This window comes from Pseudonocardia thermophila (assembly GCF_900142365.1).
GTDB classification, from domain to species: Bacteria; Actinomycetota; Actinomycetes; order Mycobacteriales; family Pseudonocardiaceae; genus Pseudonocardia; species Pseudonocardia thermophila.
The window spans coordinates 314,182-327,408 of sequence record NZ_FRAP01000001.1 but is presented as its reverse complement, the minus strand read 5'-3'; the positions used below and the strand labels follow the sequence as shown (position 1 = coordinate 327,408).

The 13,227-nt window shown below is 72.9% G+C and carries 12 protein-coding genes and 1 riboswitch; of the genes, 7 read left to right on the top strand and 5 right to left on the bottom strand.

Annotated elements, in window-relative coordinates; all coding sequences use genetic code 11:
• Window positions 1-127 precede the first annotated feature (127 nt).
• The 4 genes from BUE41_RS01600 to BUE41_RS01585 all read right to left on the bottom strand — a co-directional run bounded on the left by BUE41_RS01600 (window position 128) and on the right by BUE41_RS01585 (window position 4,441).
• Window positions 128-1,096: an ATP-binding protein gene (locus BUE41_RS01600; protein WP_073454993.1), complete on the bottom strand. Its 969-nt coding sequence runs from the start codon at window positions 1,094-1,096 to the stop codon at window positions 128-130.
• Window positions 1,093-2,004 (bottom strand): MEDS domain-containing protein, encoded by a 912-nt coding sequence (locus BUE41_RS01595; RefSeq protein ID WP_073454992.1) that lies wholly within the window; start codon window positions 2,002-2,004, stop codon window positions 1,093-1,095. The genes BUE41_RS01600 and BUE41_RS01595 overlap by 4 nt, the downstream gene beginning before the upstream one ends.
• A gap of 353 nt (window positions 2,005-2,357) precedes the next feature.
• Window positions 2,358-3,914, bottom strand: a complete 1,557-nt coding sequence (locus BUE41_RS01590; protein WP_073454991.1) for an acetolactate synthase large subunit — start codon at window positions 3,912-3,914, stop codon at window positions 2,358-2,360.
• Between the two features lie 8 nt (window positions 3,915-3,922).
• On the bottom strand, window positions 3,923-4,441 hold the full coding sequence (locus tag BUE41_RS01585) for an OsmC family protein (RefSeq protein ID WP_073454990.1): 519 nt from the start codon (window positions 4,439-4,441) through the stop codon (window positions 3,923-3,925).
• Window positions 4,442-4,498: 57 nt separating this feature from the next.
• Here BUE41_RS01585 and BUE41_RS01580 point away from each other — a divergent pair, with 57 nt between their 5' ends.
• The 7 genes from BUE41_RS01580 to argG all read left to right on the top strand — a co-directional run bounded on the left by BUE41_RS01580 (window position 4,499) and on the right by argG (window position 12,328).
• Window positions 4,499-5,173, top strand: a complete 675-nt coding sequence (locus tag BUE41_RS01580; protein WP_073454989.1) for a cardiolipin synthase ClsA — start codon at window positions 4,499-4,501, stop codon at window positions 5,171-5,173.
• A 10-nt stretch (window positions 5,174-5,183) separates the two neighbouring features.
• Window positions 5,184-5,570, top strand: coding sequence for a glycine cleavage system protein GcvH (gene gcvH / locus BUE41_RS01575; protein WP_073454988.1), 387 nt, complete (start codon window positions 5,184-5,186; stop codon window positions 5,568-5,570).
• 161 nt (window positions 5,571-5,731) lie between these two features.
• Window positions 5,732-6,169, top strand: coding sequence for a glycogen accumulation regulator GarA (gene garA / locus BUE41_RS01570; protein WP_073455144.1), 438 nt, complete (start codon window positions 5,732-5,734; stop codon window positions 6,167-6,169).
• A gap of 113 nt (window positions 6,170-6,282) precedes the next feature.
• A complete protein-coding gene (locus tag BUE41_RS01565) occupies window positions 6,283-6,762 on the top strand; it encodes a bifunctional nuclease family protein (RefSeq protein ID WP_073454987.1) in 480 nt (159 codons plus the stop codon).
• 166 nt (window positions 6,763-6,928) lie between these two features.
• Window positions 6,929-7,507 carry a MerR family transcriptional regulator gene (locus BUE41_RS01560; protein WP_143171910.1) on the top strand — a complete coding sequence of 193 codons (579 nt, stop codon included), beginning with the start codon at window positions 6,929-6,931 and terminating at the stop codon, window positions 7,505-7,507.
• A gap of 175 nt (window positions 7,508-7,682) precedes the next feature.
• Window positions 7,683-7,777, top strand: a riboswitch (glycine riboswitch).
• A 161-nt stretch (window positions 7,778-7,938) separates the two neighbouring features.
• Window positions 7,939-10,809: an aminomethyl-transferring glycine dehydrogenase gene (gene gcvP / locus BUE41_RS01555; RefSeq protein WP_143171909.1), complete on the top strand. Its 2,871-nt coding sequence runs from the start codon at window positions 7,939-7,941 to the stop codon at window positions 10,807-10,809.
• A gap of 79 nt (window positions 10,810-10,888) precedes the next feature.
• Complete coding sequence (gene argG / locus BUE41_RS01550; protein ID WP_073454985.1) at window positions 10,889-12,328, top strand: argininosuccinate synthase; 1,440 nt, start codon at window positions 10,889-10,891, stop codon at window positions 12,326-12,328.
• A 5-nt stretch (window positions 12,329-12,333) separates the two neighbouring features.
• Here argG and BUE41_RS01545 read toward each other — a convergent pair whose 3' ends face one another.
• A complete protein-coding gene (locus tag BUE41_RS01545; RefSeq protein ID WP_084754160.1) occupies window positions 12,334-13,218 on the bottom strand; it encodes a 3-methyladenine DNA glycosylase in 885 nt (294 codons plus the stop codon).
• Window positions 13,219-13,227 lie beyond the last annotated feature (9 nt).

Below are 13,227 nucleotides of genomic sequence, written 5' to 3'. Positions count from 1 at the left end.
TCGAGAACTCGCCTGTGCCCCGACTGGGCCGAGCCGCGGACGAGTGTTCTCCGCCCGAGCCCGGTTGCCAAGGGGTGACTGCGTCGCAGCGGCCACGTGCCGGTGGCCGCCTGCGCACTGAGTGCCATCATACCGGGCGACCCGCATGAAGTCGGACATGGGTACCCGACTTGTCCGACCACACGTGCAGCGACTCGCAGATCTGCCGCGCGATCCACACGCCGCGGCCCCGGGGCTCGGCCGAGTGCGGTGCCGCGAGACCGGGCAGGGGGTCCCGCAGCGTACCGCGGTCGTGAACCTCGCAGACCGCGCCCTCGGTGACGCCGTCCCCGTCGAGCCAGACGTACAGCCGCGCGTCCGGGCTGCCGTGCTCGACGGCGTTGGTGGCGATCTCGTTGACCGCGAGCACGAAGTCCTCGGCGCGGGTTCGTCCGTACCCGGCCGACAGCAGGGCGCGCTCGAGCTCATCGCGCACCTCGTTGAGCTGCCAGGCACCGAACTCGATCTGCAGGTCCGGCGCGCCGAGCAGGGCGGGGCTGGGCGCCGGGTACTCGGCGAGCACGCTGCGCGGGCTCATGTGCTCGGGGTTCTCGACGGGGTCGCCGCCCACCAGCAGCATCGGGTGCGTGTGCCGGGCCCCGTCGAGGATCGACTGGTGCAGCGGCAGCTCGGGGTAGAAGCAGGTCAGCTCGACGGGCATGTCGGCCAGCGCGATGCCGTACGCGGCGTCGAGCTCGGTCCAGAACGCTCCGTCGGCCCCGTCCAGCTCGCTGCGGTGCTGGGCGATCATCGTGATCGGGCCGTGCAGCGCGGTGAGCTCGCGCAGCTCACGGGCCCGGCGGGCGGCGAGCGTCTGCCCCGAGTGGCAGCCCGGGCCGGGCTCGGACAGGCGCACCAGCTGCGGTGCCGGGCCGAGCGCCTCCTCCACCGCGTCGGCGGTCTCCGGGGCGACGGCCAGCGCGACGGTGGAGCCGCGCGTCAGTGCCGCGCCGACCATCGGCACGAGCAGGTCGACGAGATCGCGCTGCGAGGCGTAGAAGCCGCACCGGTGCTGCAGCGCGACGATCTGCGCCGAACGGCGGTTCTCGATCTTCACTCGTCCGCTCCCGCGGTGGAGGGGATCGGCCGGTCCGGTCGCGGGATCGTCATCAGCTGGGACGCGAACGGCGCCCCGCAGCGATCGAGCACCCGCGCCACCCGGGGCCGGACCCCGTCGAGCACCAGCTTGTGGCTGGACGGGAACTCCTCGGCGGCGTGCACCAGCCCGACGGCGCCGGCGACGTCGATGAACCGCAACGACGAGACGTCGAGCCGGATCTCGTGCGGGCCGGTGGGCGAACGCAGCGCCCGGTCCAGCTCGGCGAGCAGCAGCTTGCGCACCTGCGGCCGGTTGGAGTGATCGACCTCTCCGGCCAGCCGGGCCGAGCCGATCCCGGTCGAGGTGATGCGCAGCAGGTTGTCGTCGTAGACGGTGGTCGTCTCGATCTCCACGCGGTGCCCCCTGCGCATGTCCTCGATGACGTCGTCCGGATAGTGCGCGCGGTCGTAGAGGCAGAGGACGCGCGCGGGCCTGCCGGCCACCGCGGCGTCGAGCATCAGCTCGTAGTCGAGCATGCCGGCGGGCCGGTTGAGCGCGTGGCTGAGCTGCCCGGTCCACCGCACCCCGGAGTAGCCCTCCGCGAGCGCGTCCTCGATGAGCTCGTCCACCAGTCCGCGCATGACGTCGATCGGGGTGAGGATCGCCGCACGGGTGGCCTCCGGCGGGACCACCTCCAGCTGGCCGGAGGCGAGGGAGGCGTCGATGTCGACGCCGTCGTCGAACATCCGCTCGAGCACACGGTCGGACGTCCCGTCGTCGAAGTACTTGACCTGGTCGCCCGCCGCCAGACCGGCGGACAGGAACGCCGAGGACAGCTCCCACAGGTGCTCGTCGCTCACGGCGACGGCGCAGGCATGCCTGACGGTTGAGTCGAAGGACGCCATGTCCTCGACCGTTCTCGTCATCGTGCACTCCGCGTCGTCGGATGGGTGTCCAGTGGCCGCCGGCGCGCACGGGCGCCCCGGGTCCGCCGCCCGGTTGCCCCGACCAGCCGGAACTCAGCGTTACCCGACTGACACTTTACGTCGGTTCGTCGATCCCGCATGGGGTGAAATGCGGCCTCAGCGCGCCGAACAGTCGCTGATCGGCGACGAACGGTGACGATCCGGACGGGGCGACGACCTCGGTGAACACCGGGATCGCCCGTGTGGGTGGAGCGCTCTCCGGGCGTGTCCGGGCGCCCTCCCGCGCCCTCCGCGACCGACGGCTGAGGGGCACGGGCGGGCGCGGAGCGTCAGGACGATCGCGGTGGACGATCTCAGGGCACGACGGGCGGGACGATCGCCTCGATCAGGTGCGGGCCCGGCTCGGCCGTTGCGCGGGAGAGCGCAGTGGCGAGCTCCTCGGCCGTCTCCGCCCGCGAGGCGGGCACCCCCATGCCGGTCGCCAGCGAGACGAAGTCCGGCCGCGGCCGGTCGAGGTCGAGCAGCGAGCGGGCATTGGGGCCGCCGGCGGCGCCGACCGCGGCGAGTTCCAGCCGCAGGATCGCGTAGGCGGCGTTGTTGTAGACGACGGTGGTGACGTCGAGTCCCTCGCGGGCCTGCGTCCACAGCGCGGTGATGGTGTAGAGGGCGCTGCCGTCGGCCTGCAGGTTCCACACCGGCCGGTCGGGGCAGGCCAGCGCGGCCCCGGTGGCGGTCGGCAGGCCCCAGCCGATGGCGCCGCCGGTCAGGCAGAGCCAGTCGTGCGGCGGGGCACCCGTGGTGGCCGCGGGCAGCCCGACGCTCGAGGTGTTGGCCTCGTCGACGACGACCGCGTTCTCCGGGAGCAGCGCCCCCACCACCGCGGCGACGACGTCGGCGCGCAGCGGGCCCGTCGGCAGCTCGGGCCGCCGGGCCGGCGCGAGGTGGGCGGTGGCGTCGCCGGCGACCTGGTCGGCCAGCTCGGCGAGCGTGAGCGCGGCGGCGTCCTCGCGACCGGCGATCTCGTACACGTGGCAGCCCTCGGGCACCAGGTCGCCCCGCTTACCCGGGTGGCCGAAGAACGCGACGGGGGAACGGGCGCCGGCGAGCAGCAGGTGGCGGGTGCCGGCGAGCTGCTGCGCGGCCCTGTCCGGCAGGTAGGCCAGCCGCTCCGCGGGTACCCGCCCGGCGCCCCGCTGCAGCCGGGTGGGGAACGTCTCGACCATGATGCGTGCGCCGGTGGCGGCGGCGATCCGGCCCGCGGCGGCGAGCCCGGCCTCGCGGGTGGCGTCGCCGCCGAGCAGCAGCAGACACGGCTCGCCCGTCCGCAGGGCCGCGGCGGCCGCGGCCAGCGACTCGGGGTTCCCGGTGCCCCGCTCCGGCACGGGAGGGACGGGGGCGGGCTCGTCGGCCGCGCCCTCGCTCCAGCTCGCGTCCGCGGGCAGGATCAGCGTCGCCACCTGCCCGGCGCGGGCGGCCGCGACGGCGGCCGCGGTGTCCGCGGCCACCTGGGCCGGCCCGCGGGTCAGGTGCACCCAGCCGGAGACCGTCGCGGCCATGCCGGCGATGTCGGACTGCAGCGGGGCGTCGTACTTCGCGTGTGTGAGGGCGTGGTCCCCGACGACGTTGACGATGCCGGTGCCGGCCCGCCGGGCGTTGTGCAGGTTCGCCAGGCCGTTGCCCAGGCCGGGCCCCAGGTGCAGCAGCGTGGCCGCCGGCCGGTCCGCCATCCGGGCGAAACCGTCCGCGGCCCCGGTCGCCACCCCCTCGAACAGGGTGAGGACCGCCCGCATCCCCGGCTCGGTGTCCAGCGCGGCCACCGCGTGCATCTCCGAGGTACCGGGGTTGGCGAAGCACACGTCGACGCCGCCCGCGAGCAGCGTCCGCAGGAGGGCCTGCGCACCGGTCGTCATCGCCGGCCTCAGGAGGTGGTGACCGCGACGGACGTGGTGGGCGAGTTCTTCAGCGTCTGCAGCACGACGCAGTAGCGCTCGGTCAGCTTGATGAGCGTGGCGATCTGCTCTTCGTCGGCATCGGTCTCGAGGTTGAACTTCAGGCGGATGTCGCGGAAGCCGACCGGGGCGTCCTTGGCCACGCCCAGGGTGCCGCGGAAGTCCAGGTCGCCCTCGGCGTGCACGGTGCCGGCGACCGCCATGCCCAGCGAGGTGGCGACCGCGCGCATGGTCACGCCCGCGCACGCGACGAGCGCCTCGAGCAGCATGTCGCCCGAGCAGAGCTGGGTGCCGTCGCCGCCGGTGGCCGGGTGCAGACCGGCCTCGACCAGCGCGGTGGAGGTCTTCACCTTGCACGCGATCCCGCTGCCGTCGAGCTCGCCGTCGGCGGTCAGGGTGATCAGGGCGGCCTCGGGCTCGTTGCGGTAGCGCTCCTTGAGCGGGGCCTGCTTCGCCTTCAGTTCGGCCGATGCCGTCGTGACGTCCATGCTCCGCATCCTCCCTGGCGTGCCCGGGCGGTGAACAGGGCGGCCTATCCTTCGGCCGTGCCGTCGGACACCGCACCCGAGCTCGGGACGACCGCAGGGCCCGAACGGCTCCTGACGATCCCCAACGCCCTGTCGGTCCTGCGGCTGGCCGGCGTGCCGCTGTTCCTGTGGCTGCTGCTCGGGCCCGGCCGGGACCCTCAGCTCCAGGCCACCGCCGACGTATGGGCGATCGTGGTGCTCGCTGTGGGCGGGATCACCGACTGGCTCGACGGCAAGCTCGCGCGCCTGCTCCGGCAGTACTCGCGGCTGGGATCGCTGCTCGACCCGGCCGTGGACCGCCTCTACATCCTCTGCGCGCTGCTCGCCCTGGGTGTCCGCGAGATCGTGCCGTGGTGGGCGGTGGGCGCGCTGGTGGCGCGGGACCTGGTCCTCGGGGTGTGCCTGCTGATCCTGCGCCGCCGGGGGTACGGGCCGTTCGTCGTGACCTACCTCGGCAAGGCGGCCACCTTCGTGATGCTCTACGCGTTCCCGCTGCTTCTGGCCGGGCTGCAGGCGGGCTGGTTCGCCGACCTGTGCCGACCGTTCGGGTACGCGCTGGCGGTGTGGGGGACGGCGGTCTACCTCTACACCGGGGCGCTCTACTTCGCACAGTTCGTGCTCGCCCTGCGCCGGCCGGCCCCGTTCGGCGGCCGGTCGGCACCACCGGGCGGGGCCGGCGCGCCGACCCCGTAGGCTCGCCCGCGTGATCCCGGATGATCTCCGTTACACCGAGGCCCACGAGTGGGTCCGCGACCTCGGCGACGGGGTGGTGCGCATCGGCATCACCGACCACGCCCAGTCGCAGCTCGGTGACGTCGTGTTCGTGTCCCTCCCGGCGGTCGGCGACGTCGTGACCGCGGGCACGGCGGTGGGTGAGGTCGAGTCGACGAAGTCCGTCTCGGACGTGTACACGCCCGTCTCCGGCACCGTCGTCGCGGTGAACGAGGCGCTCGAGGCGAGCCCGGAGCTGATCAACTCCGGGCCGTACACCGAAGGGTGGATGATCGACGTCCGGGTCGACGGCGACGTGGCTGGCGCACTGGCCGGGCTGCTGGACGCGGGCGCGTACGCGCAGCTCATCGAGGCGTGACCGGCCCCGGAGGGCAGCGCCGACGCCGCCGGGCGTGATCGACCGCACCGGCGTCCGCCGCCCGGCCCGCCCGGTCGGAGCGAGGGCGTAGGAGTAGGTTGGACGGACACCACGTCCGCCGCCTCAGCTTCCCCGGCACCATCCAGGAGGAGACCGAAAAGGTGACCACGAACGACGGGCCCGGAGTTCCCCCGGAGCGCTCCCCGGAAACGACCTCGGTCTTCCGCGCGGACTTCCTCTCCGAGGCCGAGACTCCGGCGAACGAGCCTGCGGTCTCCGGCGCGGAGAGCCTGCCCGAGGGTGCGGCGCTCCTGGTCGTCAAGCGCGGACCGAACGCCGGATCGCGGTTCCTGCTCGACCGGAAGGTCACCACGGCCGGGCGGCACCCCGACAGCGACATCTTCCTCGACGACGTGACGGTGTCCCGTCGGCACGCGGAGTTCCGCAGCGACGGGAACGAGTTCATCGTCGTGGACGTCGGAAGCCTCAACGGCACGTACGTCAACCGGGAACCGGTCGACACCGCGGTGCTGGTGAACGGCGACGAGGTGCAGATCGGCAAGTTCCGCCTGGTGTTCATCACCGGTCCGCGGAGCTGAGCCGACCGGGCCGGCGTCGCCCTGCGGTCGCGTGAGCCGTCCGGAGGCGGGCGCCGACCCGTTTCGCCGTGTAGCGTCGGGTGACAGCAGGGTCGTGTGGAGGAGGAGAGCGCATGAGCGAGATGCGCGTCGTGGGCGTCCGGGTCGAACTGCCCGCGAATCAGCCGATCCTCCTGCTCCGCGAGACCGCGGGTGAGCGCTACCTGCCGATCTGGATCGGCTCGGTGGAGGCCACCGCGATCGCGCTGGAGCAGCAGGGAGTCAAGCCGCCGCGGCCGCTCACGCACGATCTGCTGAAGGACGTGGTCACCGCCCTCGGCAGGCGCCTGGAAGAGGTGCGGATCACTGACCTGCAGGAGGGCACCTTCTACGCCGAGCTCGTCTTCGACGGCGGCGTGAAGGTGTCGGCGCGGCCGAGCGACTCGGTGGCGCTCGCCCTGCGCATCGGCGTGCCGATCTACGCCGAGGAGAACGTGCTGGCGGCCGCCGGGCTCGTCATCCCGGACGAGCAGGAGGACGAGGTCGAGAAGTTCCGCGAGTTCCTCGACTCGATCACGCCGGAGGATTTCCGGGGCGCGAACCCGAACGGGTGACATCGCGGCCCGCCCGCGGCCGGAACCTCGGTCCGGAGTCACGACAACGCGGGAAACACGGCGCGTTGCGTTGACCCGTCGCGGTGGTCCGCTTACGGTCAGCAGGGTACTCCGGAGCGGTCCGGGGCCCTGTAGCGGGTGCGGACACCCGGCGGGAAGGAGCTCGGTGGACGACCGGACGTCGGTTTCGCCGGAACAAGGCGAACTGTTCCCCGACCCCTTGTTGGGCGAGGGACTCGACGGGCTGCCCGACCAGCTGGTCGGCTTCCGTGGTCCGACCGCCTGCCAAGTCGTCGGCATCACCTACCGCCAGCTGGACTACTGGGCCCGGACCGGGCTCGTCGTCCCGTCGATCCGCGGGGCCGCGGGCTCCGGGTCGCAGCGGCTGTACTCCTTCAAGGACGTGCTGGTCCTGAAGGTCGTCAAGCGGCTGCTCGACGCCGGGGTGTCGCTGCAGAACATCCGGGTCGCGGTCGAGCACCTGCGCCGCCGCGGCATCCGGGACCTCGCGGGCATCACCCTGTTCAGCGATGGCACCACAGTCTACGAGTGCTCCTCGCCCGAGGAGGTCGTGGACCTGCTGCGCGGCGGGCAGGGCGTGTTCGGCATCGCCGTCAGCGGGGCGATGCGCGAGATCAGCGGCTCCATCAAGGACTTCCCGATGGAGCGAGCCGACGGTGGAACCGTCGACGAGGCACCCGAGGACGAGCTCTCGAAGCGGCGGGCGCGGCGCGCGATCTCCTGATCCGCCTGTCCTCGATCGCGCGGTGCCCGATCGCCCGGTTCCCGATCGTTCTGGGCTGGTCGAGCAGCGGGGGTGACATCCGCCGCGCGGGTGGCTTCCCCGCGGCGCCTGTGCACGTTCTCACCGGATCCCGTCACCCGGCGCCGGGGTGACGTACGATACGAAGCGCAGTCGCCGACCCCGCGCGGGAGAGCCCGGCACACCGTGTCCGGGCGCCGAAGGAGCAAACCCTCCCCGGAATCTCTCAGGCACCAGGACCGTGCGGGTGAGACGCCTCTGGAAAGTGACGACCGGCGACCGCCGATCGTCCGCCGACGGGGAAAGCCCCGGGAGACCGGGGTGAATCTCTCAGGCGCCCGGTGGGCCGGGCAGTGACAGAGGGGGAGGGCAGTACCGCTCTGCCCGATCAGTCGGTGACCTCGGAGGCGCCCGTGAACCGCCCGTCCCTCTTCGATCTCGAGCACGGCCAACCGTTCGTCGAGCGGCACATCGGCCCCCGTCCGCACGAGCTCGACCGCATGCTCGCCGCGATCGGCGCCGAGTCCCTGGAGGCGGTGGCCGACGCCGCGGTGCCCGAGGTGATCCGCGACCGCGAGCCGGTCGCGTCGACCCTGCCGCCCGCGGCGAGCGAGGCCGAGGCACTGGCCGAGCTGCGTGCGCTCGCCGCCCGCAACACCGTGACCGTGCCCATGATCGGGCTCGGCTACTCCGGCACGATCACCCCGGCGGTGATCCGTCGCAACGTCATCGAGAACCCTGCCTGGTACACGGCCTACACGCCGTACCAGCCGGAGATCAGCCAGGGCCGGCTGGAGGCGCTGTTGGCGTTCCAGACCGCCGTGTCCGACCTCACCGGCCTCCCGGTGGCGAACGCGTCCCTGCTCGACGAGGCCACGGCCGCGGCCGAGGCCATGACGATGCTGCGCCGGGCCGGCCGATCGAGCAGCACGCGGTTCGTCGTCGACGCCGACACCCTCCCGCAGACCCTCGAGGTGCTGCGCACCCGCGCCGAGCCGCTCGGCATCGAGCTGGTCGTCGCCGACGTCCACGCCGACGGCCTGCCCGACGGCGACCTGTTCGGCCTGTTGCTGTCCTACCCCGGCGCGTCCGGGGCGATCCGCAACCCGGCGCCGCTGATCGAGGCGGCCCACGAGCGGGGCGCGCTGGTGGCCGTAGCCGCCGATCTGCTCGCGCTGACCCTGCTCACGCCGCCCGGCGAGCTGGGCGCCGACGCCGTGCTCGGCACGACGCAGCGCTTCGGCGTGCCGCTCGGGTTCGGCGGCCCGCACGCCGCGTACCTGGCGGTGGCGCAGAAGTTCGCCCGCCAGCTGCCCGGCCGGCTCGTCGGCGTCTCCCGCGACGCCGACGGCAACCCGGCGCTGCGGCTGGCCCTGCAGACCCGTGAGCAGCACATCCGCCGGGAGAAGGCCACCTCCAACATCTGCACCGCGCAGGTGCTGCTCGCGGTCGTGGCCGCCTGCTACGCGGCCTACCACGGCCCGGACGGGCTGCGCCGCATCGCGCAGCGCACCCACCGCATGGCCGCCGTGGTCGCCGCGGGCCTGCGCGCGGGCGGGCTGGACGTCGTCCACGACAGGTTCTTCGACACCGTGCTGGTGCGCGTGCCCGGCCGAGCGCAGGCGATCGCCGACGCCGCCCACGAGGCCGGCATCGCGCTGCGCCGCCCCGAGCTGTGCGGCGACCCGGATCTCGTCGGCGTCTCCACGTCGGAGATCACCACCGTCGCGCACCTGGAGGCGGTGTGGGCCGCGTTCGGCGTCTCCGCCGACGCGGGCGAGCTGGACACCGCCACCGCCGACGCGCTGCCGGCGGACCTGCTGCGCACCAGCGAGTACCTCACCCACCCGACGTTCCACCAGTACCGCAGCGAGACCGCGATGCTGCGCTGGCTGCGCCGGCTCGCCGACGCCGACCTGGCGCTCGACCGCACGATGATCCCGCTCGGCTCGTGCACGATGAAGCTCAACGCCGCGGCCGAGATGGAGCCGATCAGCTGGCCGGCGTTCGCCGACATGCACCCGTTCGTGCCTGCGGAGGACGCCGCCGGCACGCTGCAGCTGATCGAGGACCTGGAGCGGTGGCTCGCCGAGCTCACCGGCTACGCCGCGGTGTCGGTGCAGCCCAACGCGGGCAGCCAGGGCGAGTTCGCGGGCCTGCTGGCGATCGCCGCGTACCACCGCAGCCGCGGGGAGGGGCACCGCGACGTGTGCCTGATCCCGGCCAGCGCGCACGGCACCAACGCTGCCTCGGCAGTGATGGCCGGGATGCGCGTCGTGGTCGTCGCGACCGCGCCGACCGGCGACGTCGATCTCGACGACCTGCACGCCAAGATCGCCGAGCACGGACCGGACCTGGCCGCGCTGATGATCACCTACCCGTCCACGCACGGGGTGTACGAAGCGCAGATCCGAGAGGTGTGCGACGCCGTCCACGCTGCGGGTGGGCAGGTCTACGTCGACGGGGCGAACCTCAACGCGCTGGTGGGGCTGGCCCGGCCGGGCGCGTTCGGCGGCGACGTGAGCCACCTGAACCTGCACAAGACCTTCTGCATCCCGCACGGCGGCGGCGGACCGGGCGTCGGCCCGATCGCGGTGGCCGAGCACCTGGTGCCGTTCCTGCCGGGCCGCGGGGAGGTCGGCCCGGTCTCCGCGGCCCCGTACGGGAGCCCGGGTGTGCTGCCGATCCCGTGGATGTACCTGCGGATGATGGGCACCGAGGGACTGCGCCGCGCCACGCTGACCGCGCTGGTCGCCGCCAACTACGTGGCCAAGCGCCTCGGCGAGCACTACCCGGTCCTCTACACGGGCACCACCGGGCTCGTCGCCCACGAGTGCATCCTCGACCTGCGCGGGATCACCCGCGAGAGCGGCGTGACCGTCGACGACGTGGCGAAGCGGCTGGCCGACTACGGCATCCACGCGCCGACGATGTCGTTCCCGGTCGCGGGCACGCTCATGGTGGAGCCCACCGAGAGCGAGGACCTCGCCGAGCTCGACCGCTTCATCGACGCGATGATCAGCATCAAGGGTGAGATCGACCGGGTCGCTTCGGGGGAGTGGCCGGTCACGGACAATCCGCTGCGCAACGCGCCGCACACCGCGGCGTGCCTGGTGGACAAGTGGGACCACCCGTACCCGCGCGACCTCGCCGCGTACCCGATGGGCGGCACCCCCGGCGTGCACGACCGCAAGGTGTGGCCGCCGGTGCGGCGCATCGACGGCGCGCACGGCGACCGCAACCTGGTCTGCAGCTGCCCGCCACCTGCGGCGTTCGAGAACTGATGCGCGTCACCGGGGCGGAGAGGCGGGAGCGACCCACCCCACGTTGGAAGATTATCCACGAGGGTGCATAATTTGTCGCGTGTCCAAGGTCCTCGCTTCTCTGCCCGTCGGTGAACGGGTCGGCATCGCCTTCTCCGGAGGGCTCGACACGTCGGTCGCGGTCGCCTGGATGCGCGACAAGGGCGCCATCCCCTGCACCTACACGGCCGACCTGGGACAGTACGACGAGCCCGACATCGCGTCGGTGCCGGGGCGGGCGGCGGACTACGGCGCTGAGATCTCGCGTCTGGTGGACTGCAAGGCCGCGCTCGTCGAGGAGGGCCTGGCCGCGCTGACCTGCGGTGCGTTCCACATCCGCAGCGCGGGGCGGGTGTACTTCAACACCACGCCGCTCGGTCGCGCCGTCACCGGCACGCTGCTCGTGCGCGCCATGATGGCCGACGACGTGCAGATCTGGGGTGACGGATCGACGTACAAGGGCAACGACATCGAGCGGTTCTACCGCTACGGCCTGCTCACCAACCCGAACCTGCGGATCTACAAGCCGTGGCTCGACCCGGCGTTCGTGAGCGAGCTCGGCGGCCGCAAAGAGATGAGCGAGTGGCTGCTCGCCCACGGCCTGCCCTACCGCGACCCGACCGAGAAGGCGTACTCGACCGACGCCAACATCTGGGGCGCAACCCACGAGGCGAAGACCCTGGAGCACCTCGACAACGGCATCGAGACCGTCGACCCGATCATGGGCGTGCGGTTCTGGGACCCCGAGGTGGAGATCCCCACCGAGGACGTCACGATCGGGTTCGCCCAGGGCCGGCCGGTGACCATCAACGGCAAGGAGTTCGCCACCCCGGTCGATCTGGTGCTGGAGGCCAACGCCATCGGCGGCCGGCACGGCCTGGGCATGTCCGACCAGATCGAGAACCGGATCATCGAGGCGAAGAGCCGGGGCATCTACGAGGCGCCGGGGATGGCGCTGCTGCACATCGCGTACGAGCGGCTGGTCAACGCCATCCACAACGAGGACACGATCGCGACATACCACGCCGAGGGGCGGCGGCTGGGCAGGCTGATGTACGAGGGCCGCTGGCTGGACCCGCAGGCGCTGATGCTGCGCGAGTCGCTGCAGCGGTGGGTCGGGTCGGCCGTCACCGGCGAGGTGACGCTGCGGCTGCGCCGCGGCGAGGACTACTCGATCCTCGACACCACCGGCCCGGCGTTCAGCTACCACCCGGACAAGCTGTCGATGGAGCGCACCGAGGACTCGGCGTTCGGCCCGGTGGACCGCATCGGCCAGCTGACCATGCGCAACCTCGACATCGCCGACTCCCGCGCCAAGCTGGAGCAGTACGCCGGGATCGGCCTGATCGGCTCCGGACAGGCGCAGCTGGTCACCGGCGCGGACCCGGCGCTGATCGGGGAGATCTCCCCGGGCGGTGCGGAGGCCATCGCCTCGCGCGCCGAGGGCGAGGAGGACTCCGCGGCGCTCGACCGCGCGGCGATGGAGTCCGGCACCGACTGAGCGCCCTACCGGCCGGCCACCGCGGTGGCCGGCCGGGCCGCCGGCCACACCCGCTCGACGAGCGCGAGCAGGCGGGCGCGCAGCGGCGCCGCCCGGCGGACGAACTCGGCCTGTTCGCGCACGTACTGCGCGCGCCCGGCTGGGGTCTCCACGGGGACCGGGTCGTACCCCCACGCCGTCAGGTCGTAGGGGCTGGCCCGCATGTCCAGCTCGCGCACGGCCACGGCCAGCTCGAAGCAGTCGGCGATCAGCTCAGCCGGAGTGACCGGGGCGAGCTTGTACGCCCACTTGTACAGATCCATGTTCGCGTGCAGGCAGCCCGGCTGCTCCAGCGCGATCTGGTCCTCCCGGCGCGGCGCGACGGCGTTGCGCGGCCTGGCGGCATCGGTGAAGAACCGGTACGCGTCGTGGTGGGTGCAGTGCAGCGGGAGCGACTCCACCACCGCGTCCGTGCTCTCCCGGCCCAGCCGCAGCGGCACGTACCAGTGCCGTGGGGCGTCCGTGCGGTACACCATCGCCCACTCGTGCATCCCGAAGCAGGACAGCCGCGGCTGACGCGACGCGGTGGCGGTCAGCAGCGCCCCGACGAACCCTGCGGTGCCCGCCAGCCGCGGCGGCAGGGCGCCGGGATCGAGGCGCACCCCGTCGCCGTCGCGGACGTAACCGGGTCGGTCGAGGTACTCGTCACCGCCGCGCAGCAGCACGTCCGGGCCCGGGTGCCACTGCTCCAGCCGCTGCGGCCGGTACGAGTAGTAGGTGAACAGGAAGTCCATCACCGGATGGGGCTCGCGGCGGCGCCGGCGCTCCCGGTGCGGCAGCGTCCAGCGTTCGACGCGGGCCCGGTGCGCGGCGGCGCGGGCCCGCCACTGCGGTTCGTCGAGCACCTCCACGGGCTCGAC

What these genes read in the sequence shown, in the direction of transcription:
- BUE41_RS01565 (WP_073454987.1), top strand. Translation starts at nt 6,283, where the DNA reads ATGAGCGAGATGCGCGTCGTGGGCGTCCGGGTCGAACTGCCCGCGAAT.
- BUE41_RS01595 (WP_073454992.1), bottom strand. Translation starts at nt 2,004, where the DNA reads ATGACGAGAACGGTCGAGGACATGGCGTCCTTCGACTCAACCGTCAGG.
- BUE41_RS01590 (WP_073454991.1), bottom strand. Translation starts at nt 3,914, where the DNA reads ATGACGACCGGTGCGCAGGCCCTCCTGCGGACGCTGCTCGCGGGCGGC.
- BUE41_RS01585 (WP_073454990.1), bottom strand. Translation starts at nt 4,441, where the DNA reads ATGGACGTCACGACGGCATCGGCCGAACTGAAGGCGAAGCAGGCCCCG.